30 protein-coding genes are annotated in these 24,363 nt (G+C 71.6%); 20 read left to right on the plus strand and 10 right to left on the minus strand.

Annotation, left to right across the window (positions count from 1 at the left end):
- Window positions 1–42 precede the first annotated feature (42 nt).
- The 3 genes from VFV67_RS28095 to VFV67_RS28105 are packed head-to-tail and all read left to right on the plus strand — an operon-like array spanning window position 43 to window position 3,034.
- Window positions 43–1,062, plus strand: coding sequence for an efflux RND transporter periplasmic adaptor subunit (locus VFV67_RS28095; RefSeq protein ID WP_326473673.1), 1,020 nt, complete (start codon window positions 43–45; stop codon window positions 1,060–1,062).
- Window positions 1,059–1,757 (plus strand): ABC transporter ATP-binding protein, encoded by a 699-nt coding sequence (locus VFV67_RS28100; protein ID WP_326473674.1) that lies wholly within the window; start codon window positions 1,059–1,061, stop codon window positions 1,755–1,757. Before VFV67_RS28095 ends, VFV67_RS28100 begins: the two co-directional genes overlap by 4 nt.
- A complete protein-coding gene (locus VFV67_RS28105) occupies window positions 1,754–3,034 on the plus strand; it encodes an ABC transporter permease (RefSeq protein WP_326473675.1) in 1,281 nt (426 codons plus the stop codon). Before VFV67_RS28100 ends, VFV67_RS28105 begins: the two co-directional genes overlap by 4 nt.
- Before the next feature lie 8 nt (window positions 3,035–3,042).
- On the opposite strand, the gene VFV67_RS28110 is transcribed toward VFV67_RS28105, so the two are convergent.
- A complete protein-coding gene (locus VFV67_RS28110; protein ID WP_326473676.1) occupies window positions 3,043–3,822 on the minus strand; it encodes a carbon-nitrogen hydrolase family protein in 780 nt (259 codons plus the stop codon).
- A gap of 59 nt (window positions 3,823–3,881) precedes the next feature.
- Between VFV67_RS28110 and VFV67_RS28115 the strand changes: the two genes are divergently transcribed.
- The 6 genes from VFV67_RS28115 (at window position 3,882) to VFV67_RS28140 (ending at window position 9,715) form a co-directional block, all read left to right on the plus strand.
- On the plus strand, window positions 3,882–5,432 hold the full coding sequence (locus tag VFV67_RS28115; RefSeq protein ID WP_326473677.1) for an ABC transporter substrate-binding protein: 1,551 nt from the start codon (window positions 3,882–3,884) through the stop codon (window positions 5,430–5,432).
- A 19-nt stretch (window positions 5,433–5,451) separates the two neighbouring features.
- Complete coding sequence (gene hisD, locus VFV67_RS28120; protein WP_326473678.1) at window positions 5,452–6,768, plus strand: histidinol dehydrogenase; 1,317 nt, start codon at window positions 5,452–5,454, stop codon at window positions 6,766–6,768.
- Window positions 6,765–7,859, plus strand: coding sequence for a histidinol-phosphate transaminase (locus VFV67_RS28125; protein ID WP_326473679.1), 1,095 nt, complete (start codon window positions 6,765–6,767; stop codon window positions 7,857–7,859). The genes hisD and VFV67_RS28125 overlap by 4 nt, the downstream gene beginning before the upstream one ends.
- Window positions 7,860–7,885: 26 nt before the next feature.
- The gene (gene hisB / locus VFV67_RS28130; protein ID WP_326473752.1) at window positions 7,886–8,485 is read left to right on the plus strand and encodes an imidazoleglycerol-phosphate dehydratase HisB; all 600 of its coding nucleotides are present in this window, start codon (window positions 7,886–7,888) and stop codon (window positions 8,483–8,485) included.
- A 139-nt stretch (window positions 8,486–8,624) separates the two neighbouring features.
- The gene (locus VFV67_RS28135) at window positions 8,625–9,548 is read left to right on the plus strand and encodes a serine hydrolase (protein WP_326473680.1); all 924 of its coding nucleotides are present in this window, start codon (window positions 8,625–8,627) and stop codon (window positions 9,546–9,548) included.
- Window positions 9,549–9,559: 11 nt separating this feature from the next.
- Window positions 9,560–9,715, plus strand: a complete 156-nt coding sequence (locus tag VFV67_RS28140; protein WP_326473681.1) for a hypothetical protein — start codon at window positions 9,560–9,562, stop codon at window positions 9,713–9,715.
- A gap of 661 nt (window positions 9,716–10,376) precedes the next feature.
- Here the strand turns inward: VFV67_RS28140 and soxR are convergent.
- Complete coding sequence (soxR, locus tag VFV67_RS28145) at window positions 10,377–10,835, minus strand: redox-sensitive transcriptional activator SoxR (protein WP_326473682.1); 459 nt, start codon at window positions 10,833–10,835, stop codon at window positions 10,377–10,379.
- A gap of 62 nt (window positions 10,836–10,897) precedes the next feature.
- Between soxR and hisH the strand changes: the two genes are divergently transcribed.
- A complete protein-coding gene (gene hisH, locus VFV67_RS28150) occupies window positions 10,898–11,521 on the plus strand; it encodes an imidazole glycerol phosphate synthase subunit HisH (protein ID WP_326473753.1) in 624 nt (207 codons plus the stop codon).
- On the opposite strand, the gene VFV67_RS28155 is transcribed toward hisH, so the two are convergent.
- Window positions 11,505–11,828 (minus strand): hypothetical protein, encoded by a 324-nt coding sequence (locus tag VFV67_RS28155; RefSeq protein WP_326473683.1) that lies wholly within the window; start codon window positions 11,826–11,828, stop codon window positions 11,505–11,507. The genes hisH and VFV67_RS28155 overlap by 17 nt on opposite strands.
- A 91-nt stretch (window positions 11,829–11,919) precedes the next feature.
- Here VFV67_RS28155 and VFV67_RS28160 point away from each other — a divergent pair, with 91 nt between their 5' ends.
- From VFV67_RS28160 to priA, 3 genes are read left to right on the plus strand one after another with little or no spacing between them, the layout of a single operon-like run.
- Complete coding sequence (locus VFV67_RS28160) at window positions 11,920–12,810, plus strand: helix-turn-helix transcriptional regulator (RefSeq protein WP_326473684.1); 891 nt, start codon at window positions 11,920–11,922, stop codon at window positions 12,808–12,810.
- Window positions 12,776–12,994: a DUF397 domain-containing protein gene (locus tag VFV67_RS28165; protein ID WP_326473685.1), complete on the plus strand. Its 219-nt coding sequence runs from the start codon at window positions 12,776–12,778 to the stop codon at window positions 12,992–12,994. The genes VFV67_RS28160 and VFV67_RS28165 overlap by 35 nt, the downstream gene beginning before the upstream one ends.
- Complete coding sequence (priA, locus tag VFV67_RS28170; RefSeq protein WP_326473686.1) at window positions 12,991–13,731, plus strand: bifunctional 1-(5-phosphoribosyl)-5-((5-phosphoribosylamino)methylideneamino)imidazole-4-carboxamide isomerase/phosphoribosylanthranilate isomerase PriA; 741 nt, start codon at window positions 12,991–12,993, stop codon at window positions 13,729–13,731. The genes VFV67_RS28165 and priA overlap by 4 nt, the downstream gene beginning before the upstream one ends.
- Here the strand turns inward: priA and VFV67_RS28175 are convergent.
- The 5 genes from VFV67_RS28175 to VFV67_RS28195 all read right to left on the minus strand — a co-directional run bounded on the left by VFV67_RS28175 (window position 13,691) and on the right by VFV67_RS28195 (window position 16,741).
- Entirely contained in the window at window positions 13,691–14,194 is a 504-nt protein-coding gene (locus VFV67_RS28175) for a hypothetical protein (protein WP_326473687.1), read from the minus strand. The two genes, priA and VFV67_RS28175, sit on opposite strands and share 41 nt — an antisense overlap.
- A 49-nt stretch (window positions 14,195–14,243) precedes the next feature.
- Window positions 14,244–14,624, minus strand: a complete 381-nt coding sequence (locus tag VFV67_RS28180) for a PPOX class F420-dependent oxidoreductase (RefSeq protein WP_326473688.1) — start codon at window positions 14,622–14,624, stop codon at window positions 14,244–14,246.
- A gap of 69 nt (window positions 14,625–14,693) precedes the next feature.
- Complete coding sequence (locus VFV67_RS28185; RefSeq protein WP_326473689.1) at window positions 14,694–15,428, minus strand: ABC transporter permease; 735 nt, start codon at window positions 15,426–15,428, stop codon at window positions 14,694–14,696.
- Complete coding sequence (locus tag VFV67_RS28190) at window positions 15,425–16,138, minus strand: ABC transporter ATP-binding protein (protein WP_326473690.1); 714 nt, start codon at window positions 16,136–16,138, stop codon at window positions 15,425–15,427. The genes VFV67_RS28185 and VFV67_RS28190 overlap by 4 nt, the downstream gene beginning before the upstream one ends.
- A gap of 33 nt (window positions 16,139–16,171) precedes the next feature.
- Complete coding sequence (locus tag VFV67_RS28195; RefSeq protein ID WP_326473691.1) at window positions 16,172–16,741, minus strand: TetR family transcriptional regulator; 570 nt, start codon at window positions 16,739–16,741, stop codon at window positions 16,172–16,174.
- 35 nt (window positions 16,742–16,776) lie between these two features.
- Between VFV67_RS28195 and hisF the strand changes: the two genes are divergently transcribed.
- Window positions 16,777–17,541 carry an imidazole glycerol phosphate synthase subunit HisF gene (gene hisF / locus VFV67_RS28200; protein ID WP_326473692.1) on the plus strand — a complete coding sequence of 255 codons (765 nt, stop codon included), beginning with the start codon at window positions 16,777–16,779 and terminating at the stop codon, window positions 17,539–17,541.
- The gene (hisI, locus tag VFV67_RS28205; RefSeq protein ID WP_326473693.1) at window positions 17,532–17,897 is read left to right on the plus strand and encodes a phosphoribosyl-AMP cyclohydrolase; all 366 of its coding nucleotides are present in this window, start codon (window positions 17,532–17,534) and stop codon (window positions 17,895–17,897) included. Before hisF ends, hisI begins: the two co-directional genes overlap by 10 nt.
- On the opposite strand, the gene VFV67_RS28210 is transcribed toward hisI, so the two are convergent.
- The gene (locus tag VFV67_RS28210) at window positions 17,860–18,663 is read right to left on the minus strand and encodes an aminoglycoside 3'-phosphotransferase (protein ID WP_326473694.1); all 804 of its coding nucleotides are present in this window, start codon (window positions 18,661–18,663) and stop codon (window positions 17,860–17,862) included. The two genes, hisI and VFV67_RS28210, sit on opposite strands and share 38 nt — an antisense overlap.
- 5 nt (window positions 18,664–18,668) lie before the next feature.
- Window positions 18,669–19,286 (minus strand): TetR/AcrR family transcriptional regulator, encoded by a 618-nt coding sequence (locus tag VFV67_RS28215; protein WP_326473695.1) that lies wholly within the window; start codon window positions 19,284–19,286, stop codon window positions 18,669–18,671.
- A gap of 102 nt (window positions 19,287–19,388) precedes the next feature.
- Between VFV67_RS28215 and VFV67_RS28220 the strand changes: the two genes are divergently transcribed.
- The 5 genes from VFV67_RS28220 (at window position 19,389) to trpA (ending at window position 24,359) form a co-directional block, all read left to right on the plus strand.
- Window positions 19,389–20,930 carry an anthranilate synthase component I gene (locus tag VFV67_RS28220; protein WP_326473696.1) on the plus strand — a complete coding sequence of 514 codons (1,542 nt, stop codon included), beginning with the start codon at window positions 19,389–19,391 and terminating at the stop codon, window positions 20,928–20,930.
- Window position 20,931: 1 nt separating this feature from the next.
- Complete coding sequence (locus tag VFV67_RS28225; RefSeq protein ID WP_326473697.1) at window positions 20,932–21,432, plus strand: Trp biosynthesis-associated membrane protein; 501 nt, start codon at window positions 20,932–20,934, stop codon at window positions 21,430–21,432.
- An 80-nt stretch (window positions 21,433–21,512) separates the two neighbouring features.
- The gene (gene trpC / locus VFV67_RS28230) at window positions 21,513–22,322 is read left to right on the plus strand and encodes an indole-3-glycerol phosphate synthase TrpC (RefSeq protein ID WP_326473698.1); all 810 of its coding nucleotides are present in this window, start codon (window positions 21,513–21,515) and stop codon (window positions 22,320–22,322) included.
- A complete protein-coding gene (gene trpB / locus VFV67_RS28235; protein ID WP_414636363.1) occupies window positions 22,301–23,554 on the plus strand; it encodes a tryptophan synthase subunit beta in 1,254 nt (417 codons plus the stop codon). The genes trpC and trpB overlap by 22 nt, the downstream gene beginning before the upstream one ends.
- 4 nt (window positions 23,555–23,558) lie before the next feature.
- Window positions 23,559–24,359, plus strand: coding sequence for a tryptophan synthase subunit alpha (gene trpA / locus VFV67_RS28240; RefSeq protein ID WP_326473699.1), 801 nt, complete (start codon window positions 23,559–23,561; stop codon window positions 24,357–24,359).
- The last annotated feature ends 4 nt before the right edge of the window (window positions 24,360–24,363 follow it).

Below are 24,363 nucleotides of genomic sequence, written 5' to 3' on the forward strand. Positions count from 1 at the left end.
GCTCTTGTCCGACCGCTATACACACGGTGTAGTGTCCGCCGCATGATGAAGCTCACGGCCACCGTACTGGCCGCGGTGCTGCTGGCCTCGGCGTGTACCGCGTCCGGCCCGCCACCCTCGGTACCGGACCTGGCCGCCCGGGGGACCACGCTCACCACTGCGACGCTCACCCGGCAGGATCTGGCCAACAAGGTCAGCCTGTCGGCCAAGGTCACCATGAACCCGATCTTCGGTCTGGTGGCGCCGATGGACGGACAGATCCGGTTCGTCGACGTGAAGCCGCCGAACGGCACGCCGATCAAGCCCACCAAGGTGGCCACGGTGAGCGCGCGCGGCAAGCAGCCGGCCACCCTGGAGGTCCCGGCCGGCGCGACCTTCGCCGGGCGGCTGGTGGACGACAAGTCGACGGTCACAACCGGAATGCCGGTCGTGTCGGCGAAGTACGTCGGGTACGGCATCGTCGCCGACATCGACGGCGCCGACGCCTACAAGCTTTCCGACCAGCTCGGCACCGTGCAGGCGCAGGTGAAGAACGGGCCGGGGCCGTTCCCGTGCACCGTGCTCGGCACCATCGCGGCGCTGCCCGCCGGCACGATCCCCGAACCGCCTGCGCCCCCGGCCCCGCCGCAGGACCAGCAGCAACAGGTGCCGGGCGCGCTCCAGCCGGTGCCGCCCCCGGCCCAGCCCGACTCCGGCAACGGGGACCAGGGCGGTTCCGAGCCGACCGGGCTGCGCCTGGTGTGCACCGCGCCGGCCGACGTGAAGCTGATCAACGGCGCCGCTGCCACCATCGAGGTGATCACCGCGCGGGCCAGCCAGGTGCTGGTCGCTCCGGTCGAGGCCGTTGCCGGACGGCAGGGCGCCGGGCAGGTCGACGTGATCGGCCCGGACGGCAGCCGGCAGACCACCCAGGTCGAGTTAGGCCTGACCGACGGCCGGATGATCGAGATCAGGTCCGGGCTGACCGGCACCGAGTCCCTGGCCGTCCCCGGGCCCAACCTGCCGGACGCGCCGGGCGGGCCGAACGAGCAGGGCGGACCCGGCGGGGTAATCCGGAAATGACCCCGCTCATCCAGCTCACCGGGATCAGCAAGACGTTACGGGGGCAGGGCAAGCCCCGGTCCGTGCTGACCGGCCTCGACCTGACCGTCCACAGTGGAGAGAGCGTCGCCATCCTCGGCCGGTCCGGATCCGGCAAGAGCACGCTGCTCAGCCTGATCGGCCTGTTCGACCGGCCGGACAGCGGCCAGTACCTGTTCTGCGGCAACGACATCAGCCGGATCGGGGAGCGCCGGTCGGCCCGGCTGCGCAGCGACGAGTTCGGTTTCGTGTTCCAGCGCTTCTTCCTGCTCAAGCACCTCACCGCGGCGCAGAACGTGGCCATGGCGCTGGTGAACGGGCAGGGCTGGCTGCCCCGCCGCAAACGCCGCGCGCGGATCATGGCCGCACTGGACCAGGTCGGGATCGCGCACCTGGCCAAGCACAAGCCGGCCCGGCTCTCCGGCGGCGAGCAGCAGCGGGTGGCGATCGCCAGGGCCCTGGTCCGCGAGCCGCGGGTGCTGCTGGCCGACGAGCCGACCGGGGCGCTGGACACCGAGACCGGCAACCTGGTCGTGGACGCGTTGCAGGCCACCACGGCGCGCGGCTGCGGGCTGATCCTGGTCACCCACGACCATGATCACGCCGCCCGGATGGGCAGCATGCTGCGGCTGGCCGAGGGCGCGCTGCACCGGGCGGAAGCGCGGGTGCCGGCATGATGCGGCTGTCCGGCCGGGCCCGGTCCGCGATGATCATCGGCGGCCAGGGCATCCGGTCCCGCAAGCTGCGCACGCTGCTGTCCATGATCAGCCTGTTCCTCGGCGTGCTGGCCGTGGTCACCGTGCAGGCCGGGCTGGAGATCGCCAACCGGGCCCTGCTCTCCGACGTCGAGCTGACCCGGGGCCGGGATGGCACGGTCGTCATGTACATGCCGCCGTACGAGGTGGCCACGCCGATCGCCATGGACACGGTCAAGGACCGCTCGGACGCGGTGGCGATGATCAACCTCGAGGCCGTAGTCGGTGAGCCGGGGGTCACCCCGGTCAACCCCGGCGGCTCCCCGTTCGACCAACCCGGCGCCTTCTACGGCGGGCCGAGCAGTCCCAGCCAGCAGTCACAGGACCAGGGGCGGCCGACCGGCGCGGCGATCGCGGTGCGCCTGGTCGGCCTCAGCGGCGACATCCGTCAGTTCCGCCCGTTCCAGACCGACTCGGGGGAGTGGCTCGACTTCAGCGGCCCGCCGGAGCTGAGCCCCCGGATCGTGCTCAACCGGGAGGCCGCCAAGGGGTTCAACCGGTTCCGCGTCCCCGCCGAGATGCGGATGTCGGGCGCCAAGCTCAACCCGACGCCGAAGATCGTCGGGGTGGTTCATGACGCCGACTACGGTCCGGTCGCCTACGTCCGCGCCGACGAGCTGCAGAACTGGGTGTCGGCCGCCGAACTCGGCCAGATGGGGGTGTCGCTGATGCTCTCCCCGACGGCCACCGGGGTGGAGCAGACGCTGCGCGCCCGGCTGATCGCCCAGGGGGTGGACAAGGACACCATCTACCGGGAGTCGATCAACTCCCGGGAGCAGTTCACCGACCAGCTCGGCCTGTTGCGCTGGATCTTCTTCGGCATGGCCGCCCTGGTCCTGCTGATCGGCGTCGCCGGCATCCTGAATGTCGGTCTGGCCACCGTGGGCGAGCGGGTCGAGGAGTTCGCCCTGCGCCGTGCCGTCGGCATGCCCCGGCTGCTGCTTGCCGGCATCGTGCTGTCCGAGACGCTGATCATCGGCATGCTCACCGCCCTGGCGGCGATCGGTGCCGGCGTCGTCGGCCTTGAGCTCGCCGGCCGCGTCCTCGGCGACCGCGAACCGTTCCTGCGCGATGTCACGTTCCCCTGGCAAGCCGGCGTCGCCGGGGTGATCGCCGGCCTCGCCGCCGGTGTCCTCGGCGGCCTCATCCCCGCCATCCGCGCCGCCCGCATCCCGATCGCCACCGTGATGCGCGCCTGACTGCCGGGTTACAGCCGCCGGTTGGCCAGGACCGGGATCGTGCGGCGGGTGTGCGCCACCAGCTCGGTGTCCACGTCGACGACCAGCATGTCCGGGTCGGGTCCGGCCTGGGCGTGCACCCGGCCCAGCGGGTCGGCCACGGTGCTGTAGCCGATTCCGGTGGGCGCCTTGGGGTCGGGGACGTGCGGGTCGGCCTGGCCGCAGGCCAGCACCCAACAGGTCGAGTCCAGCGCGCGGGCCCGGACCAGCAGCTCCCACTGGGCGAGCTTGCCCTCACCGGCGCCCCACGAGGCACCCAGCAGGATCACCGCGGCGCCCTGGTCGGCGAGCGCGGTGAACAGCGCCGGGAACCGGATGTCGTAGCAGGTGGCGACGCCGAGCACGGTTCCGTCCAGCGGCACGGTCACCGGCGAGTGACCCGGCGCCACCGTCTTCGACTCCTCGAAACCGAACGCGTCGAACAGGTGGATCTTGTCGTAGCCGAGGTGCTGGCCGCGACCGGTGATCAGCTGCGTGTTGTAGACCCGCCCGTCCGGCGCCGGGGTGAACATCCCGGCCAGCACCAGCACGTCGTGGTCGGCGGCGATGCCCCGCACCGCGGTCGCCCACGGCCCGTCCAGCGGCTCCGCGATCGGGCCGAGCGGGACGCCGAACCGGGCCATGGTCGCCTCGGGGAACAGCACCACCGACGCCCCCTCCGCCGCCGCCCGCGCCACGCTGGACTGCACCTCGGCGAGGTTGGCGCCCGGGTCTTCGGTAGCGGTGATCTGGCACAGGGCTACACGCATCGGTCCAGCCTCGCATACGCCGCACAACGGACGGTGGACGCCGGATAGGGTCGGGCATCGTGCTCCTCGTGTCCCGCCTCCGCACCGTGGCGCTGCTCGCCGCGCTGTGCGGCGTGACCGCCGCGTGCACCGCCGACCCGCCGTCCCCGGCGTCCGGCGACCCGGCCGGGACCTCGCTGGTGCTCGCGGTCGCCGACGAGCCGGCCACCCTGCATCCGCTCGCCGGGTTCGCCGAGCACGGCGCCGCGAAGCTCTACGACGGGCTGGTCGAGCACCGGGCCAACGGCTCGCTGCGGCCGGCGCTGGCCGAGCGGATGCCGGAGCCGGCTCCGGACGGCCGGTCCTGGACGGCCCGGCTGCGCACCGGCGTGACGTTCTCCGACGGCAGCAACTTCGACGCCAAGGACGTGGTCGGCACCTACCGCGCGCTGCTCGACCCCGCCTTCGCATCCTCGGTGCGCCAGCGGTTCCCGATGCTGACCGGGGTCTCCCAGGTCGACTCCACCACGGTCCGGTTCGACCTGGCCCAGCCCTACGCCCCGTTCGACGAGCTGCTCGTGCTCGGCATCGTGCCGAGCGAGTCGCTGGCCACCCCCGGCCCGGTCGCCGCAAGCGCCACGCCGCCAGGGACCGGGCCGTACCGGTTGACCGACTGGCGGCGCGGCCAACAGCTGACCCTGGAGGCCAACCCGTCCTATTTCGACGGTCCGCCGGTGATCAAGAAGGTCACCGTCGAGTTCATCCCCGAAGACGACGCCCGGGCCGCCCGGATGAAGGACGGCAAGCTAGACGGCACGGCGCTGCCTCCCACCGTGGCCCGCACGTTCGAGAACGCCGACGGTCTCCAGGTGGTCGCGCACTCCGCCGCCGACCTGCGCGCGGTGCTGATGCCGGGCGGAAACCCGGCCACCGCCGACCCCGCGCTGCGCCTGGCGCTCAACTACGGGATCAACCGCAAGGCCATGGTGGACGGCCAACTCGCCGGCAAGGGCACCGCGGCGTCCACGCCGCTGCCGGACGTGCTCGCCGAGTTCGTCGAGCCGAGCGCCGCCTACCCCTACGACGTGACCAGGGCGCTGGATCTGCTCGGCGAGGCCGGCTGGACGCCCGGCACCGACGGCACCCGGACCCGGGGCGGGGTGCCGGCCGCGTTCACCCTGCTGTATCCGACCGACGACACGCTGTCCCGGGACCTGGCCGCCGCGTTCGCCACCGCCGCGCAGGGGATCGGGATCCGGGTGACCGTCGAGGCCGCGGAGGCCACGGCCATGCTCGCCCGGTCGGACCGGGACGCCGTGCTGGTCGAGTTCGGTGACCCGTTCGACCCGGACTTCCGGCTGTACTCGCTGCTGCACGGCAAGGTCAACGCCACGGTGGACGCGGCACTGGACACCGGGCGCACGACCACCGACCCGGCGCAGCGGGCCACCGCGTACCGCCGGCTGCAGCGCGCCTACCTCACCGCGCCGCCGATGATCGTGCTCGTCGCGCCCGCCCACACCTACGTCATGCGGGACAGCTGGACCGGCTACCAGCCGGTGATCGACGGCACCGGCCCGGACTTCACCTGGGGCGCCTGGTGGAACCTGAACAAATGGACGCCGCGCTGAGGGGCATACCCTGAGGACCATGCTCACCCGTATCGACCTGCGTGACCGGGTCCCGTCGCCGGCCGAGCTGCGCGCCACACTGCCGCGCGCCGAGCTGGACGTGGACGCGGTGCTGCATCAGGTCCGGCCGCTGGTCGACGCGGTGCGCGATCGCGGCGTGCCCGCGGTGCTCGAGCTGACCGAGCGGTTCGACCGGGTGCGGCCGGAGACCGTGCGGGTGCCGAGGGAGCGGCTCGCGGCGGCGCTGCGCGAGCTGGAGCCGGCGGTCCGGGCGGCGCTGGAGGAGTCGATCGCGCGGGCCCGCGCGGTGCATGCCGAGCAGCGCCGGGCCGATGTCACCACCCAGGTGGTGCCCGGCGGAACGGTCACCGAGCGGTGGGTGCCGGTGGCCCGGGTCGGCCTGTACGCGCCGGGCGGCCGGGCCGTGTACCCGTCCAGCGTGATCATGAACGTGGTGCCGGCGCAGCTGGCCGGGGTGGAGTCGCTGGTGGTGTGCTCGCCGCCGCAGGCCGAGTTCGGCGGGCTGCCGCATCCGACGATCCTGGCCGCCGCCGAGCTGCTCGGCGTGACCGAGGTGTGGGCGGCCGGGGGAGCCCAGGCGGTCGCGCTGCTGGCTTACGGCGGGGTGGACACCGACGGCACCGAGCTGGACGCGGTGGACATGGTCACCGGGCCGGGCAACGTCTACCTGACCGCGGCGAAACGGTTGCTGCGCGGGGTGATCGGCATCGACGCGGAGGCCGGGCCGACCGAGATCGCCGTGCTGGCCGACGCCACCGCCGATCCGGTGCACGTGGCCGCCGACCTGATCAGCCAGGCCGAGCACGACACCCTTGCGGCCAGCGTGCTGGTCACCGACTCGGTCGAACTGGCCGACGCGGTCGACCGCGAGCTGGTCCGTCAGGTGGCCGCCACCAAGCACAGCGAGCGGATCGACATCGCGTTGCGCGGCAAGCAGTCCGGCTGCGTCCTTGTGTCCACTGTGGACGAAGGGCTGCGGGTGGTGGACGCCTACGCCGCCGAGCACCTGGAGATCCAGACCGCGGACGCGCGCGGGGTGGCCGCCCGGGTGCGCAACGCCGGCGCGGTGTTCGTCGGGCCGCACGCCCCGGTCTCGCTCGGCGACTACTGCGCCGGCTCCAACCACGTGCTGCCCACCGGCGGCTGCGCCCGGCACTCGTCGGGCCTGTCGGTGCAGACCTTCCTGCGCGGCATCCACGTCGTGGACTACACCGAGGACGCGCTGCGCGCGGTGGCGGACAAGGTGGTCGCGCTGGCCAACGCCGAGGACCTGCCGGCGCACGGGCAGGCCGTGACCGCGAGGTTCCCGACATGATCGGCGAGGAGGTCGGGCTCGGGGATCTGCCGCTGCGGGCCGACCTGCGCGGCCGCACCCCGTACGGCGCGCCGCAGCTGGACGTGCCGATCCGGCTCAACACCAACGAGAACCCGTACCCGCCGCCGGCGTCGCTGGTCGCCGACATCGCCGCGGCCGCCGCCGAGGTGGCGGCGACGCTGCACCGCTACCCGGACCGGGACGCGGTGGCGCTGCGCACCGACCTGGCGGCCTACCTGGCCGGCTCGACCGGGGTGCCGCTCGAACCGGGGAACCTGTGGGCCGCCAACGGATCCAACGAGATCCTGCAACAGCTGCTGCAGGCGTTCGGCGGGCCGGGCCGGATGGCGCTCGGGTTCGAGCCGTCCTACTCGATGCATCCGATCATCGCCGCCGGCACCCGCACCGAGTGGGCGCCGACCCCGCGCCGGGACGACTTCACCGTGGACGCGGCCAAGGCCACCCGGATCGTCGCCGAGCGCGCGCCCGACGTGGTGTTCCTGACCAGCCCCAACAATCCGACCGGCGGGTCGATTCCGCTCGACGACCTGCGCGAGGTGGTGCGGGCCGCGCCGGGGTTGGTGGTGATCGACGAGGCGTACGCGGAGTTCTCCGGGCGGCCGAGCGCGGTGCGGCTGATCGAGGAGTACCCGGCGAAGGTGGTGGTGACCCGGACGATGAGCAAGGCGTTCGCGTTCGCCGGCGGCCGGCTGGGTTACCTGGCCGCCGCGCCGGCCATCGTGGCCGCCCTGCTGCTGGTTCGGTTGCCCTATCACCTTTCCGCGCTCACCCAGGCCGCGGCAAGGGCGGCGCTGCGGCACGCCGGGCAGACGCTGCGCTCGGTGCACGCGCTGGCCGCCGAGCGGGACCGGGTGGTGGAGTCGTTGCACGGGTTGGGTTTCGCGCCGGTGCCCAGCGACGCGAACTTCGTCCTCTTCGGACGGTTCGGCGACGAGCGGGCGGCGTGGCAGGCGTACCTGGACCGCGGGGTGCTGGTCCGGGACGTGGGCATCGGCAACCATCTGCGGGTCACCATCGGCACCCCGGCGGAGAACGACGCGTTCCTGGAAGCGAGCAAGGAGATCAGGTGAGCGGAGCGAACCGTTCGACACAGGGTGTGAACCGAATCGCCAAGGTCGAACGGATTACCAAGGAGTCCAAGGTCACCGTCGAGATCAACCTCGACGGCAGCGGCACCGCCGACGTGGCCACCGGAGTGCCGTTCTACGACCACATGCTCACCTCGTTCGGCGTGCACGGGGCGTTCGACCTGACCGTGGCCGCCACCGGGGACGTCGAGGTGGACGCGCACCACACGGTGGAGGACGTGGCGATCGTGCTCGGCGAGGCGATCCGCACGGCGCTGGGCGACAAGAAGGGCATCCGGCGGTTCGGCGACGCCTGGATCCCGATGGACGAGACGCTGGCGCACGCCGCCGTGGACGTGTCCGGCCGGCCGTACTGCGTGCTGACCGGGGAGCCGGAGTCGCTGGTGAGCTTCGTGGTCGGCGGCAACTACCCGACCGTGCTCAACCGGCACGTGTTCGAGTCGCTGGCCTTCCACGCGCAGCTCGCGCTGCACCTGCGGGTGCTGCACGGACGCGACCCGCACCACATCACCGAAGCCCAGTACAAGGCGCTGGCCAGAGCGTTGCGGGCGGCGGTGGAGGCCGATCCGCGGGTGGGCGGAATCCCGTCCACGAAAGGTGTGCTGTGATGGCAACCTCGGACCGGTCTAGATCGTCTTTCGGGGTATGGGGATGAACCGAAGGAAGGTCCTTGGAGTTGGGGCGGCCGTCGCCGCCGGCACCGCGCTCGGTCCCGGGCTTGTGCCCGGGCTCCAGCCGAGTTCGGCCATGGCGCAGGAAGGCGACGTGGCGACCACCCCGGAGGCGGCCCGGCGCAAGGTGGCCCGGGTGTACCAGCGGGAGATCGAGCGGGCCGGCGGGACCTGGTGGTCGGCGATCAGCGTGGCCGGCGGGCCGGCGGTGTCCGACGACGCGGACACCGTGGTCGAGGCGTACAGCGTGAACAAGATCGCGGTGGCCACCGCGGTACTGGACAAGATCGACCGCGGGCTGCTGACCCTGGACCAGCGGGTGGACGTGCCGGCGTCGATCGTCATCCAGGACACCGACGGGGTGTTCGCGCTGGACCGGGCGTACCCGAGCACGGTGACCCTTGGCCACGTGATGTCGCTGCTGCTCACCGTGTCGGACAACACGTGCGTGCGGCTGTGCGGGCTGGTCTGCCCGGCGCTGGAGCTGAACGAGATCCTGCGGGCCAAGGGTTTCGTGGCCACTCAGGTGGTGCCGGTGGCCAACCCGAACCGGTTCTTCCTCGGCCGGACCACGCCCAACGAGACGCACCGGCTGCTGGAGATGCTGGTCGGCGGCACGCTGCTGTCGCCGACGTCGACCGACTACCTGCTGAACGTGCTGCGTTCGCTCAGCGCGTTCACCGACGGCGTGCGGCTGGAGCTGACCTCGACCGAGCGGCTGCGGGTGGCCACCAAGGCCGGGTGGTTCGCCGACGGCCGCAACGAGGCCGGGGTGATCTTCGACGCGGTCGGTGCTCCGGCGGCGATCTACGCCATGTTCGCCTCCGGCACGTTCACCGGTGACCCGGCCGTGAACGTGGACAACTTCGGCGCCACCCACCCGGCGCTGCGGGCGCGGGCCAAGCTCGGCCGGACCATGATCGACGCCGTGGCCCGGCTGTCCACGCCGGCCGCGCGCACCTTCGGGGCGAAGGCATACCGGCCGGTCAACGGCGGCTAAGCTGCTCGCCCGTGTCCAAGGAGATCGCCGTCATCCTGCTGGTCGCCCTCGCCGGCTTCCTGCTCGGTGGGGCCTACACCACCTGGAAGACGGCTCGCTCCCTGGCCATCACCCTCCTGGTCGCCGCTGCCCTTGCCGTCATCGGCGCGATCCTCTGGCTCCTCTGACCACAACCGGCAACTCAGAGGGCCCGCACGGACAACTCAGCTGACCGCATCCGGCAACTCGCCGAGGATCCCCAGCGTGCCTCCGCGAGTCCCCGGCCCCAGCACTCGAGGTCTCGGGTCCGGGCCGATGAGTTGTCACCTCGGGCACAACCTCAAGGTCGGGCCCGGCGCCTGCGGCGCCGGGCCGCGCCGCAGGCGCGGCCGGGCGGCGGCCGTAGGTACCCGGTGCGAACTGGCGTTTCGTGTGCCCCGGGTTGGCGACTCGGGTGCCTGAGTCGGGAACTCGCCGTTCGTGGCCGGTGATCCTCGGCGAGTTCCCGGGTCGGGCAGGCGGGTTCGCGGTCCCTGCACGCGAGGTCTCGGTTTCGGGTCGGTGAGTGGCTGGGTCCGGGCTGGGGAGTTGCCATGTCGGGAACAACCTCAAGGTCTGGCCCGGCGCCTGCGGCGGCGGGCCGCGCCGCAGGCGCGGGCCCCCGGGCGGCGGCCGCAGGTTCCGGTGCGAACTGGCGTTTCGTGTGCCCCGGGTTGGCGACTCGGGTGCCTGAGTCGGGAACTCGCCGATGTCGGCGATCTCGGCGAGTCGCCGGGTCGGGCGGGCGAGTCGCCGGGTCGGGCAACCGGGTGGAGGGTTCCGGGCCGGCGAGTTGCCGGGTCGGGGTTGTCAGCCCGGTTCCGGGGCGCCCTTGAGGATGGAGGCGCCGGGGCCGAGGCCCGCGAGGCGGTCGTCGTGGTTGATCAGGGTGCAGGATTTGAGCGAGAGGCAGCCGCAGCCGATGCAGCCGGTGAGGCGGTCGCGCAGCCGATGGAGGGCGGCGATCCGGGCGTCGAGTTCGGTGCGCCAGGTCCGGGAGAGCCGGGCCCAGTCCGATTTGGTCGGGGTGCGGGCGTCCGGGAGGGTGGCCAGGGCGTCGCGGATCTCCTCAAGGCTCAGGCCGACCCGTTGGGCGGTGCGGATGAACGCCAGCCGGCGTAGCACGGCGCGGCGGTAGCGGCGCTGGTTGCCGGCCGTGCGCTCGGCGGCGATCAGACCCCGCTCCTCGTAGAACCGCAAGGCGGTGTGCGGGACCCCGCTGCGCTCCACCACCTCGCCGATGGTCAGCGTGTCGGGCAGCTTCGGCACGCACCGGACCCTACCCTCGACCCTCCACCATGGTCGAAGTTAGCCTTGCACCCGTGGCACGAGTGGTGATCCTGGACTACGGGTCGGGCAACCTGCGGTCGGCCGAGCGCGCGCTGCGCCGGGTCGGCGCCGACGTCCTGGTGACCCCCGATCATCAGCTGGCGCTGGACTGTGACGGTCTGGTGGTGCCCGGGGTCGGCGCGTTCGCTGCGGTGATGGCCGGGCTGCGCGGGGTGCGCGGTGACCGGATCATCGGCAAGCGGGTGGCCGGCAACCGTCCGGTGCTGGGCATCTGCGTCGGTATGCAGGTGCTGTTCGAGCGCGGGATCGAGCACGGTGTGCAGACCGAGGGCTGCGCCGAGTGGCCCGGCACGGTGGACCGGCTGGAGGCCGAGGTCGTGCCGCACATGGGATGGAACACGGTGCGTGCGCCGGAGGGGTCGGTGCTGTTCGACGGGATCGATCCGGAGCGCCGGTTCTACTTCGTGCACTCCTACGCCGCCCGGAGCTGGGAGCTGGACGCCCGGCCGCCGTTCCCCGAGCCCAAGGTGACCTGGGCCGACCACGGCGGTGACTTCGTCGCGGCGGTGGAGAACGGCCCGCTCTCGGCGACCCAGTTCCACCCGGAGAAGTCCGGCGACGCCGGTGCCGAGCTGCTACGCAACTGGCTCAAAGCTCTGGCCTGAGCCGGTTCTGGATGTTGACGAACTCGGTGTCCGGGTCCTTCACCAGCCGGTGAATGGTCTCGATGGCCAGGCAGGGCCACATGGCGTCGCAGGTGCGGCAGTGATCGCCCTGCGGGGTGTTGTGCAGGGCGGCCACACCCCGGATGACGGTAATGAGGTCCTCGATCAACGCCCGGGCGGATTCGGTTTCCGCATCGGACCACGGCCAGTGACCGGTGGCCAGCGTCTCGGCGTCGTCCAGATGCCGGTAAAGATCTTCGCGCAGCATTCGAAATGCGTCGCTGACCAGTGGAGACAGTTTCTTCATGCCGGCACCTAAGCGTTTGACCCACCAGCAGCAAAGAGTCCAACCGGCTGACAAATTGCTTGCACGCGGGGCAACCCTTAACTTTTTCGCTATGCGTGATCAGGCTACGGTACGCAGCCGCGAACTGGGTGAGGGGCTCCGCCTCGCCATGGAGAAGGCCGGGTTCAGCGGTCGCGACGCCGCGCGCCGGCTGGGATGGTCGGACAGCAAGGTGTCAAGGCTCCTCACCGGACTCCGCGCCGGCACCGAAGTGGACGTGTCGGCCTTCCTGGCGGTCTGCGGGGTGAAGGGCAAGGAACGTCAGCGGCTGTTGAGCCTGTGCCGGGAGCAACACACCCCGGGCTGGTTCCAGCAGCACGGTTCCCGGCTGCCCCGGCAGGTCAGAACCCTTGTCGATCACGAGAACAAGGCCGTGTCCATCGGCGACTACCAGTCCACGATCGTTCCCGGCCTGCTTCAGACCGGGCATTACGCCCGCGCGCTCATGAAGGCGTCGGGCGCCGTGCCGCCTGATGAGATCGATGATCGAATCGCCGCCCGGCTCGCTCGGCAGAACCTGCTCAGCCGAGATCGCCCGCCGACATTCACCTTCTTCCTGCACGAGTTTGTTTTGCACCTGCCGGTCGGCGGTCCGGTCGTGATGTCCGATCAACTGCACACGCTGTTGCGCATGTCGGTTCGTCCGAACCTGACGCTCCGTGTCCTGCCGGCTGCGATAGGCGCGCACGCGGCCGTCGCAGGCAACTTCACCCTCATGGAGTTCGCAGAGTTCAAGCCTGTCGTCTATCTGGACAGTGAAACGTCCAGTCTGTTTCTCGAAGAACCGGAAGAGATATCGGCATACAAGCGAATCCTGGCCTCGCTGTCGAACATCGCGCTCGGTGAGAGAGAATCCAGAGACATGATTGCCGGCGCGGCAACCGAACTCTATGCGGATCGAGAGAACCATGATCATCTGGCGGAAGAGCAGCTTCAGCGCTAACGGTGGCAACTGTGTCGAAGTGGGCTGGCGGAAGAGCAGCTTCAGCGCCAACGGCGGGAGCTGTGTGGAGGTGGGGTGGCCGGCCCAGCGTGCGGCGGTGCGCGACTCCAAGAACATCTCAGGACCGACCATCGACTTCCCGATGGCGAGGTGGCGGGTGTTCGTCGCTAACCTGCAGCGGTGACCTTCTACCTCCTGCCGGCTGTGGACGTGGCCGACGGCAAGGCCGTTCGGCTGGTCCAGGGTGCGGCCGGCACCGAGACCGACTACGGCGACCCGCTGGACGCCGCGCTTGCCTGGCAGTCCGCCGGCGCCGAGTGGGTTCACCTGGTCGACCTCGACGCGGCGTTCGGCCGCGGCGACAACCGCGAGCTGCTGGCCGAGGTCGTCGGCCGGCTCGACGCCCGGGTCGAACTGTCCGGCGGCATCCGCGACGACGCCTCCCTGGCCGCCGCGTTGTCCACCGGCTGCGCCCGGGTCAACCTCGGTACCGCCGCGCTCGAGGACCCGGCCTGGTGCGCCGGGGCCCTCGCCGAGCACGGCGACAAGATCGCCGTCGGGCTGGACGTCCGGATCGGCGACAACGGCGAACACCGTCTGGCCGCCCGCGGCTGGACGAGGGACGGTGGCGACCTCTGGGAGACCCTGGACCGGCTCGACCGCGACGGCTGCGCCCGCTACGTGGTCACCGATGTCAGCCGGGACGGCACTCTCACCGGGCCCAACCACACCCTGCTCGCCGCCGTCTGCGCTCGCACCGACGCCCCGGTCATCGCCTCCGGCGGGGTGTCCACAGTAGACGACCTCGTCGCTCTGGCCGGCCTAGTCCCCGCCGGCCTCGAGGGCGCCATCGTCGGCAAGGCTCTCTACAACGGCAACTTCACCCTGGAAGAGGCGCTGGCGGCGACCCGGTCGCGCTGATCTCCTCCGGCATCCAGTGGCCCACCACTTCCCGGATCGCCGCATCCCGCCCGCGCCGCAACCCGGTCACCGTCCGGCCCACCCCCCCCTCGGTCAGACCCTCGAACACCACACTCTCCCGGGACAAGGTCACCCGTCCGATCTCCGCCCACGGCAGCGGGTCCGCATCCCCGGCGCACCACACCCCCATCTCATCGACCACCAGGAGCGGTTCCCCGGCCCGCCGCCACGCCGTTGCCACGTCGTGCCGGCAATCGCGCAACGCCAGCGGCAAACACACCCACAGCGGCAAAGTGATCGCCCCGACCCCCACCAGGGCGATCGGCCCGGACTCGGCCGCCCCGAGCACCATGCCCGTACCCGGCAGAAAAATCGCCAGCAGCAACAGGATCGGCGGCACGCACTCCCGCGCCCGCCCCACCAGCACCCGCCACCGTCCGCGCCGGACGACCAGACTTCGCATCAGTCCAGTCTGACGCCGCCATCACCGGTGAAAAACGGGAAGTTTCCGGCTATCCGTCCAGGCTGATCGCGATCCCGACGCTGCCGTCCCGCCCACGCCGCACCAGGCTCCCGGTGATCGTCGCCCACCCCAGCACCCCGTACTTGGCTTTGATCAATCGCCGGGCCCGCTCCGTTCCCGCCCCGTCCAACACCCGCGCCCGCCCGTGCACGGCCACTCCACTCGCATTCCCCCGGAAATCACACGCCGCCACCTCGACGTCCCCACTGCGCCGGATCCGCTTCACCTTCCCGGCCTTCGCCGCCGACCAGATGACCAGCTCGTCCCCGTCCCGCACCACCCAGACCGGCGTCGGAACCCCCGTCCCATCCCGCCGAAACGACGTCACCAACACATACTTCCCCGCCGCCAAGCGATCCACTTCAGTCATGGCCAGCAGGCTAGCCGCGCCCCACTGAGAACCGCCTCATGACTGTCATGGCCGGACAGTGCCACGTAGCTACGGCGTGCGCCGCCTGAGGGTGGCGGCGCCGAGGATGAGGGCGGCGGTCGCGCAGGCGGCGACGATGAGGAGGTTGACGACGAGGGTGGAGTCGATGGTGGCGGAGTTGGTGACCTGGGTGAGGGCGTCGACGGCGTAGGAGAGGGGCATCAGGTCGGAGAGCCAGTTGAGCAGCCAGCCCATGGAGTCCCGGGGGACGAACAGGCCGCAGAGCAGGATCTGCGGGAGGACGAACAGGGGCATGAACTGGATGGCTTGGAACTCCGAGGTGGCGAAGGCGCTGACGAACAGACCGAGGGCCATGCCGAGCAGGGCGTCCAGCACGGCGATCAGCAGCAGTGTCCACAGTGCACCGGCGATGTCCAGGCCGAGCCAGGTCAGGCAGATCGTGGCGGCGACGGTCACCTGGACGACGGCGACGAGGCCGAACGCCAGGGCGTAGCCGAACAGCAGGTCGAGCTTGCCGATCGGCATGGTCATCAGGCGTTCCAGGGTCGCCGTGGTGCGCTCGCGCAACGTCGTCACCGAGGTCACCAGGAACATGATCAGGAACGGGAACACGCCGAGCAGTGCGGGCGCGAAATGGGAGAACAGCACCTGGTCGTTGAGCACGTAGCGGAGCAGCACCATCAGCAGGGACGGCACCAGCACCAGCATGGCCACGGTGCGGTGGTCGTGCCGCAGCTGGCTCAGGATCCGGCGGGTGGTGGCCACCGTGAACGTAGTGCTCATTGTCCCACCCGCACCAACTGCAGGAACGCCTGCTCCAGGTCGTGCACGCCGGTCGTGGTGCGCAGGCCCGACGGGCTGTCGTCGGCCAGCAGCCGGCCCTCGCGCAGCAGCAGCAACCGGTCGCACCGGGCCGCCTCGTCCATCACGTGGCTGGACACCAGCAGCGTCACCCCGCCCGCGGCCAGCCGGTGGAACAGCCCCCACAGCTCGTCACGCAGCACCGGGTCGAGCCCGACCGTCGGCTCGTCGAGGACCAACAGCTCCGGCGTGCCGAGCAGGGCGACCGCCAGGTTGGCCCGGCTGCGCTGCCCGCCGGAGAGTTGGGCGACCACCTTGTCGGCGTGGTCGGCCAGGTCGACCTCGTCGATCACCCGGCGCACGTCGCCGGCCGGTGCCCGCAGGATCGCCGCGAAGTACCGCAGGTTCTCGGTGACCGTGAGGTCGGCGTAGATCGACGGGCTCTGGGTCGCGTACCCGATCCGGCTGCGCAGCGGCGGGCTGCCGGCCGGCACGTCCAGCACGGTGACCGAGCCGCCGGCCACGATCTGCACCCCGACGATCGCCCGCATGAGCGTCGTCTTCCCGCAGCCGCTCGGCCCGATCAGGCCGGCGACCTGGCCTTTCGGCACGGTGAAGCTGATCGAGCGGAGGACGTCGCGGCCGCCCCTGCGGACCTCGAGCGCATCGACGACGATGGCCGAATTAGTCATGTGTTTAATTCTGCGTCCGATGAGTTCCCGCCGTCAAGAGAGGTAGTGCTGCAGCACCGGGGCCACCAGCGCGACCAGCTCGTCCTCGCCGGCCGAGGCGATCGGCTCGACCCCGACGATGAACCGGACCATGGCGATGCCCATGACATGCGAGACCATCGCGGTCAGCGCGAGCCGGGGGACGCCGAGCGCCTCGGAGATCCGGGCCAGCATCACCCGCTCGATGAACTGGCGCATCATCACCGCGGCCCGCTCGTTCGTGGCCACCGAACGCATCAGGGCGAGGAACGAGGCCCGGCTGTCCGGTTCCCGCCACAGTTCGAGGAACATCCGCAGCAGCCGTTGCGCGGTCTGTTCGCGCGGGCCGTCGAGCAACGTGGCCACCACCCGGCCGGGATCGATCGGCAGGTTCAGCGCGGCCAGGAAGACCCGGTCCTTGGTGCCGAAGAAGTGATGCACCAGCGCCGGGTTGACCCCCGCGTCGGCGGCGATCGCGCGGATCGTGGTGCCGTCGTAGCCGCGCTCGCCGAACTGCTGGCGGGCGGCGGAAAGGATGTGCTCCCGCGTCTCCGTTTGCCCGGGACGGCGGCCAGTGCGCGCCATGCACCCCAGTATTGCCACACCGTAGGCTCGTCGGCATGCCAGTAGCGGTTCGGGTGATTCCGTGTCTCGACGTGGACGCCGGCAGGGTGGTGAAGGGCGTCAACTTCGCCAACCTGGTCGACGCCGGTGATCCGGTCGAGCTGGCCGCCGCCTACGACGCCGAGGGCGCCGACGAGCTGACCTTCCTCGATGTCACCGCGTCCTCTTCGGACCGGGAGACCACCTACGACGTGGTCCGCCGCACGGCCGAGCAGGTGTTCATCCCGCTCACCGTCGGCGGCGGGATCCGTGCGGTGTCCGATGTGGACCGTCTGCTGCGGGCCGGCGCGGACAAGGTCAGCATCAACACCGCCGCGATCGAGCGGCCGGAGCTGCTGCGCGAGGCGGCCGACCGGTTCGGCTCGCAGTGCATCGTGCTGTCGGTGGACGCCCGGCGGGTGCCCGGCGACGCATGGTTCGAGGTGACCACGCACGGCGGCCGGCGAGGCACCGGGATCGACGCGGTCGGCTGGGCGGCGCGCGGGCAGGAGCTCGGGGTGGGGGAGATCCTGCTCAACTCGATGGACGCGGACGGCACCAAGGCGGGATTCGACCTGGAGCTGATCCAACTGGTGCGCGCCGTGGTGGACGTCCCGGTGGTGGCCAGCGGCGGCGCGGGCGCGGTGGAGCACTTCGCCCCGGCGGTGTCGGCCGGCGCGGACGCGGTGCTCGCCGCCAGCGTGTTCCACTTCGGACAGTTGCGGATCGGCGAGGTCAAGCTCGCGCTGCGCAACGCCGGGGTGGAGGTCCGGTGGAACTAGCGCCCGAGATCGCCGCGCGGCTCAAGCGCAACCCCGACGGTTTGGTCTGCGCGGTCGCCCAGCAGCGCGGCACCGGTGAGGTGCTGATGGTCGCCTGGATGAACGACGAGGCCCTCGCCACCACGCTGGCCACTCGGCGCGCCACCTACTTTTCCCGCAGCCGCGGCCGGTTGTGGGAGAAAGGCGAAACCTCCGGCCACATCCAGCACGTGCACGAGGTGCGCCTCGACTGCGACGGCGACACCGTGCTGCTCACCGTCGATCAGACCGGCCCCGCCTGCCACACCGGCACCCGCACCTGCTTCGACGACGGCCGGATCAATCCGCCAGTTCCCACAACAGCCGGTAATACGTGATCCGCTCCGGGTCCGGTGCGATCCCGTATGCGTCCAGCAGGGGGTTTTCCCAGCCCAGGCCGTAGTTCCACTGGGTACTCCAGGTGGCGATGGCGAGGTCGGCCCAGCGGTCGGCAAGACCGAGCGCGCCAAGGTCGACGGGGCCGGTGCACCCGCCGTCGTCGCCGACCAGGGTGTTGGGAGCGCAGGCGTCACCATGGCAGACCACCAGCGTCTCGACCGCCGGGATGTCGGCAAGCACATCCAGTGCGCGCTCGACGGTTCCGATGTGGTGAAAGTCCTCATGCCAGTTCGCCGGATCGATCCGGCCCGCCACCGCCCGGGACCGCGCCCGGCGCAGCCGCAGTTCGGCCGACCAGTCGAACGGGCAGTCCGCGACGGGCAAGGCCGCATGCAGGTCCCGCAGGCCGACGCCGATGGCGCGGACCGCTGTGCCCGGGTCGCGTTTCCAGTGCTCGTCCACGGCCATTCGGCCGGGCAGGCCGTCGGTGACGATCCAGGTTCCGGTCTCGTCCGAGCCCGTGTCGAGTACCCGCGGCACCGCCGTGAACCGCACCGCCCAGCGCAGCCGCGCCACCTCGGCCGCGAGATCGATGCCGGTGCCGGGCGGCGTCCACTTCACGAACCGGCGGACGTCGTCCGGCCCGATCTGAAAGGTCAGGCCGCCGAGTTCGTTCTGCCATACCGCGCGCACCGGCCGTCCGGCCGCGAGCTCGACGACGGCCGCGGGGACCTGCACCGGTCCCTCGGGCAACCTGGCGATCACCGCGGTCAGCTCAGGTCGCCGGTGAGGTAGCGCTGCACGTTGGGGGCGGCGGCGCGGACGATGGTCTCGATGTCGGCGGAGGCGATGGGTTCGAACTTGACCACGTAGCGGGCCATGCCGATGCCGACGATCTGGGAGCCGACGAGGCTGCCCCGGAACTGGGGGGTGTCCGGGGCGACGGCGCCGGCGATGCGGGTGAACACCTGCTTGACGAAGAAGTCGTTCAGCAGGTGGGCGGCCTGCTCGTGGCTGGAGACGCTGCGCACCAGCGCGGTGAAATGGCCGCCGCCGGTGGCGTCCCAGGTGGTGAGGAAGGTGCGGACCAGGCGTTCGCCGAGGGTGTCGGTGGGGCCGGCGGTGAGCCGATCGAGGAGGTCCTTCGGGTCGAACGGAAGTTGGAGGACGGCCTGGACGAACAGGCCCTCCTTGCTGCCGAACCAGTGGTTGACCATGGCGGCGTCGACGCCGGCTCGGGTGGCGATGGCCCGGACGGTGGCGCCGTCGTAGCCCTGCTCGGAGAACACCTGCCGGGCCGCGTCGAGCAGCGCGGTCTTGGTGTCCGTCCCGCCGGGTCGGCGGCCGCGGCGCCGGGCCGGCCGGCCCTCGGCTTGCTCCACCGTCACCGGTACATCATGCGCCCCGGCGCAAGCTTGTTCAACATATGATGAATTCGGCCTCGGTCATTCGCGACAGGCGGGCAAGGGTCACACGGCACAATCAGATCCATGGTGAGCATGCTCGAGGTGTCCGCGAGCCCCACGACGGGCATGGGCGCGATCAGCCCCACCCGCGCGGAGTTCCACGAGCTCGCCGCCGACCGGCGGGTCATCCCGGTCGTGCGCCGCCTGCTCGCCGACGCCGAGACCCCGGTCGGGGTCTACCGCAAGCTCGCCGCCGGCCGCCCCGGCACCTTCCTGTTCGAGTCCGCGGAGAACGGCCGCTCCTGGTCGCGCTGGTCGTTCGTCGGCGTGCACAGCGCGGCCGCCCTCACCGCGGACGGCGGCGCCGCACGCTGGACCGGCACCCCGCCGGTCGGCCTGCCGATGGACGGCGACCCGCTGGTCGCCCTGCGCGAGACCGTCCGGCTGCTGCACACCGACCCGCTGCCGGGCCTGCCCCCGCTGACCGGCGGCATGGTCGGCTACATCGGCTACGACGTGGTGCGCCGGCTCGAGCGGCTGCCCCAGCTCGCCGAGGACGACCTGCGGCTGCCCGAGCTGGTCATGCTGTTCGCCACCGACCTGGCCGCCCTCGACCACCACGAGGGCACGATCACCCTGATCGCCAACGCGGTGAACTGGGACGACACCCCCAAGCGGGTGGACGCCGCCTACGACGACGCGGTGCGCCGGCTGGAGGCGATGACCAACGCGCTGCAGACCTCGGCGCCGCCCACCGCCGCCGTGTTCGCCCGGCCCCGCCCGGAGTACCGGCGCCGGCGTACCCGCGACGACTACTGCGCCGCGGTGCGCAGCGCCAAGGAGGCCATCCGCGCCGGTGAGGCGTTCCAGATCGTGATCTCCCAGCGGTTCGAGATGACCACAACGGCCGACCCGCTGGACATCTACCGGGTGCTGCGCGCCACCAACCCGAGCCCGTACATGTACCTGCTCCGGCTGGACGGGTTCGACATCGTGGGCTCCAGTCCCGAGTCGCTGGTCACCGTGCGGGACGGCCGGGCCACCACGCACCCGATCGCCGGCACCCGATGGCGCAGCCCCGACCCGGAAGAGGACGAACTGCTGGAGAAGGACCTGCTGCACGACGAGAAAGAGCGCGCCGAGCACCTCATGCTGGTCGACCTCGGCCGCAACGACCTCGGAAGGGTGTGCGCGCCGGGCACCGTGAGCGTGGTCGACTTCTTCCGGGTCGAGCGGTACAGCCACGTGATGCACATCGTGTCCACGGTGACCGGGGAGCTGGCGCCCGGTCGCACCGCGTACGACGCCGTGGCCGCCTGCTTCCCGGCCGGCACGCTGTCCGGCGCGCCCAAGCCGCGGGCCATGGAGCTGATCGAGGAGCTGGAGCCGACCCGGCGCGGGCTCTACGGCGGCGTGGTCGGCTACCTGGACTTCGCCGGGGACTGCGACACCGCGATCGCGATCCGGACCGCCCTGCTCCGGGACGGGGTCGCCTATGTGCAGGCCGGGGCCGGCATCGTGGCCGACTCCGACCCGGTGGCCGAGGACACCGAGTGTGTCAACAAGGCCGGTGCCGTGCTGGCCGCGATCGCCACCGCGCAGACCATGCGCCCGGCTGGCGGCTGACGTGCTCCGCCGTCCACTGTGGACCATCGCGCTCGCCCTGCCGCTGGCCGCGCTGGCGTTGTGGGGTTCGTCCCGGCTGGGCTGGTCCAGCGAGGTGCGGCAGACGCCGGGCACCGGGGTCAGCACCACGGTAACCCGGACCGGCGCGGACTTCGCCCCGCTGGTGCCGCTCGCGCTGCTGGCCCTTGCCGGGCTGGCCGCGGCGCTGGCCATGGGCGGCTGGCCGCGCCGGGTGCTCGGCGCGGTGCTCGGCCTCGGCGGACTGACCGCGGCGTGCTACGCGGTGATTCCCTTGGCGGACTTCGTGACGTTCGGCCGTGTCCTGGCGCTGGCCGGCGGTGTCATGCTGATGACCGCCGGGATTGTGCTGGTGCTGCGGTCCGACCGGCTGCCCCGGATGGGGTCCAGGTACCAGGCCCGCGACCCGGACAATGTGGACGGCGACCTGTGGCTGGCGTTGTCGCAGGGTAAGGATCCGACTACCGAAGAACACCATCGTTGAATCCGACGGCGGACCCGGTGCGGAACCGCCGTACAGCACGGGGTTAGCATCCCACTGGCGGGAAGGGGCAAAAGCCTGTGGTGAGTGTTCTCGAGTCGATCATCGAAGGCGTGCGGGAGGATCTCGCCGCGCGCGAGGCGGCTCTCCCGTTCGACGACCTCAAGCGGCAGGCGGCGAAGGCTCCGGCGCCGCGGGACGCGATCGTGGCCCTGCGGGCGGCCGACATCGGCGTGATCGCGGAGGTCAAGCGGCGCAGCCCGTCCCGCGGTGAGCTGGCCCCGATCGCCGACCCGGCCGCGCTGGCCAAGGACTACGCCGACGCGGGTGCCCGGGTGATCAGCGTGCTCACCGAGCAGCGGCGGTTCGGCGGCTCGCTCGCCGATTTAGACGCCGTTCGCGCCGTGGTGGACGTTCCCTTGCTGCGCAAGGACTTCATCGTCAGTCCCTACCAGGTGCACGAGGCCCGGCTGCACGGCGCGGACCTGGTGCTGCTGATCGTGGCCGCGCTGGAACAGAACGCGCTGGTCGCCCTGCTGGACCGGGTCGAGTCGCTGGGCATGACCGCCCTGGTCGAGGTGCACACCGCCGAAGAGGCCGACCGGGCGCTGGAGGCGGGCGCCAAGGTGATCGGGGTCAACGCCCGCGACCTGCACACCCTCGAGGTGGACCGGGACGTGTTCGGGCGGATCGCCCCCGGCCTGCCGATGGACGTGGTCAAGGTGGCCGAGTCGGGCGTGCGCGGCCCCGGCGACCTGATGGCCTACGCCGGCGCCGGTGCGGACGCCGTGCTGGTCGGCGAGGGCCTGGTGGCCAGCGACGACCCGAAGGCCGCCCTGGTCCAACTGGTCACCGCGGGGTCGCATCCGGCGTGCCCGCGGCCGAGCCGGTGAACCGGCCGTCCGGCCCACCGGACTCGGACGAGCAACCGCCCGAGCACGGTCCGGACGAACAGGGCCACTTCGGTCCCTACGGCGGCCGGTTCATGCCGGAGGCGCTGATCGGCGCCCTGGACGAACTGTCGGCCGAGTACGACAAGGCGCGCATCGACCCGGAATTCACCGGTGAGCTGAACCGCCTGCTGCGCGAATACGCCGGTCGGCCCTCGCTGCTGACCGAGGTGCCGCGGTTCGCCGAACACGCCGGCGGGGCCCGGATCTTCCTCAAGCGCGAGGACCTCAACCACACCGGCTCCCACAAGATCAACAACGTGCTCGGCCAGGCATTGCTCACCAAGCGGATGGGCAAGAAGCGAGTGATCGCCGAGACCGGCGCCGGCCAGCACGGGGTGGCCACCGCGACCGCCTGCGCCCTGATGGGCCTGGAGTGCGTGGTCTACATGGGCGAGGTGGACACCCAGCGGCAGGCGCTGAACGTGGTCCGGATGCGGCTGCTCGGCGCCGAGGTCATCCCGGTCAAGTCCGGTTCACGCACGCTCAAGGACGCGATCAACGAGGCGCTGCGCGACTGGGTGACGAACGTGGACACCACGCACTACCTGCTCGGCACGGCCGCGGGTGGGCACCCGTTCCCGGTGCTGGTGCGCAACTTCCACCGGATCATCGGGATCGAGGCGCGGGAGCAGATCCTGGAGCAGGCCGGGCGGCTGCCGGACGCGGTGACCGCGTGCGTCGGCGGCGGGTCCAACGCGATCGGCATCTTCCACGGGTTCATCGACGACCCCGGGGTTCGGCTGGTCGGGTTCGAACCGGGCGGGCACGGGATCGATTCCGGCGAGCACGGCGCCACGCTGTCCGAGGGCAGCCCGGGGATGCTGCACGGCGCGCGGTCCTACCTGCTGCAGGACGAGGACGGGCAGACCATCGAGGCGTACTCGATCTCGGCCGGGCTGGACTACCCGGGGGTCGGGCCCGAGCATGCCTGGCTCAAGGACACCGGCCGGGCGGAGTACTACCCGGTGACCGACGACGAGGCCATGGCCGCCTTCCAGTTGCTGTCCCGGACCGAGGGGATCATCCCGGCGATCGAGTCCGCGCACGCCCTGGCCGGGACGTGCCGGCTGGGCGCGGAGCTCGGGCCGGACGGGCTGATCGTGGTGTGCCTCTCCGGGCGCGGTGACAAGGACATGGACACCGCGGCGACCTACTTCGGCTTCAAGGACTGAGGCGATGGGACGGCTGGACCCGATGTTCGCCGCCACCCGGGCGGAGGGCCGGGCGGCGCTGGTCGGCTACCTGCCGGCGGGCTATCCGTCCGTGGAGTCCTCGATCGAGCTGCTGCTCGGCATGATCGACGCCGGGGTCGACCTGGTGGAGGTCGGCGTGCCGTACTCGGACCCGGTCATCGACGGGCCGACGATCCAGGCTGCCGCGGATGCCGCGCTGCGTGCCGGGTTCCGGCTGCGGGACGTGTTCCGGGTGGTGGAAGCGGTTTCTGCGGCCGGCGGCCGGGCCGTGGTGATGACCTACTGGAACCCGGTGCACCGCTACGGCGTCGAGGCGTTCGCCCGGGACCTGGCGGCGGCCGGCGGGCTGGGCATGATCACCCCGGACCTGATCCCGGACGAAGGCCCGGACTGGCTGGCCGCCTCCGATGCGCACGGGCTGGACCGGATCTACCTGGTCGCGCCGTCGTCCACCGAGGAGCGGATCGTCCGGACCGTGGCGGCCGCCTCGGGCTTCGTGTACGCGGCCGCGGTGATGGGCGTCACCGGGGCGCGGGACGCGGTCGGGAGCGCCGCCGCCGGGCTGGTGGAGCGGACCCGCAAGCACACCTCGCTCCCGGTCGGCGTGGGGCTCGGGGTGCGGTCCGGGGAGCAGGCGGCCGAGGTGGCCGGGTTCGCCGACGCGGTCATCGTGGGGTCGGCGCTGGTGACCCGGGCCGCCGAGGGGATCGAAGCGGTTCGGTCACTCACCGTTGAACTCGCCGCGGGGGTGCGCCGGCCCACCGTGGGGCTCTCCGTGTCGTGAACCC

Origin of the sequence: Actinophytocola sp., from assembly GCF_035762905.1 — a bacterium.
Classification (GTDB): Bacteria; Actinomycetota; Actinomycetes; order Mycobacteriales; family Pseudonocardiaceae; genus DASYTH01.

What these genes read in the sequence shown, in the direction of transcription:
- VFV67_RS28095 (WP_326473673.1), top strand. Translation starts at nt 43, where the DNA reads ATGATGAAGCTCACGGCCACCGTACTGGCCGCGGTGCTGCTGGCCTCG.
- VFV67_RS28100 (WP_326473674.1), top strand. Translation starts at nt 1,059, where the DNA reads ATGACCCCGCTCATCCAGCTCACCGGGATCAGCAAGACGTTACGGGGG.
- VFV67_RS28105 (WP_326473675.1), top strand. Translation starts at nt 1,754, where the DNA reads ATGATGCGGCTGTCCGGCCGGGCCCGGTCCGCGATGATCATCGGCGGC.
- VFV67_RS28110 (WP_326473676.1), bottom strand. Translation starts at nt 3,822, where the DNA reads ATGCGTGTAGCCCTGTGCCAGATCACCGCTACCGAAGACCCGGGCGCC.
- hisD (WP_326473678.1), top strand. Translation starts at nt 5,452, where the DNA reads ATGCTCACCCGTATCGACCTGCGTGACCGGGTCCCGTCGCCGGCCGAG.
- VFV67_RS28125 (WP_326473679.1), top strand. Translation starts at nt 6,765, where the DNA reads ATGATCGGCGAGGAGGTCGGGCTCGGGGATCTGCCGCTGCGGGCCGAC.
- VFV67_RS28135 (WP_326473680.1), top strand. Translation starts at nt 8,625, where the DNA reads ATGGCGCAGGAAGGCGACGTGGCGACCACCCCGGAGGCGGCCCGGCGC.
- VFV67_RS28155 (WP_326473683.1), bottom strand. Translation starts at nt 11,828, where the DNA reads ATGAAGAAACTGTCTCCACTGGTCAGCGACGCATTTCGAATGCTGCGC.
- VFV67_RS28160 (WP_326473684.1), top strand. Translation starts at nt 11,920, where the DNA reads ATGCGTGATCAGGCTACGGTACGCAGCCGCGAACTGGGTGAGGGGCTC.
- VFV67_RS28165 (WP_326473685.1), top strand. Translation starts at nt 12,776, where the DNA reads ATGATCATCTGGCGGAAGAGCAGCTTCAGCGCTAACGGTGGCAACTGT.
- VFV67_RS28175 (WP_326473687.1), bottom strand. Translation starts at nt 14,194, where the DNA reads ATGCGAAGTCTGGTCGTCCGGCGCGGACGGTGGCGGGTGCTGGTGGGG.
- VFV67_RS28180 (WP_326473688.1), bottom strand. Translation starts at nt 14,624, where the DNA reads ATGACTGAAGTGGATCGCTTGGCGGCGGGGAAGTATGTGTTGGTGACG.
- VFV67_RS28185 (WP_326473689.1), bottom strand. Translation starts at nt 15,428, where the DNA reads ATGAGCACTACGTTCACGGTGGCCACCACCCGCCGGATCCTGAGCCAG.
- VFV67_RS28190 (WP_326473690.1), bottom strand. Translation starts at nt 16,138, where the DNA reads ATGACTAATTCGGCCATCGTCGTCGATGCGCTCGAGGTCCGCAGGGGC.
- VFV67_RS28195 (WP_326473691.1), bottom strand. Translation starts at nt 16,741, where the DNA reads ATGGCGCGCACTGGCCGCCGTCCCGGGCAAACGGAGACGCGGGAGCAC.
- hisF (WP_326473692.1), top strand. Translation starts at nt 16,777, where the DNA reads ATGCCAGTAGCGGTTCGGGTGATTCCGTGTCTCGACGTGGACGCCGGC.
- VFV67_RS28220 (WP_326473696.1), top strand. Translation starts at nt 19,389, where the DNA reads ATGGTGAGCATGCTCGAGGTGTCCGCGAGCCCCACGACGGGCATGGGC.
- trpA (WP_326473699.1), top strand. Translation starts at nt 23,559, where the DNA reads ATGGGACGGCTGGACCCGATGTTCGCCGCCACCCGGGCGGAGGGCCGG.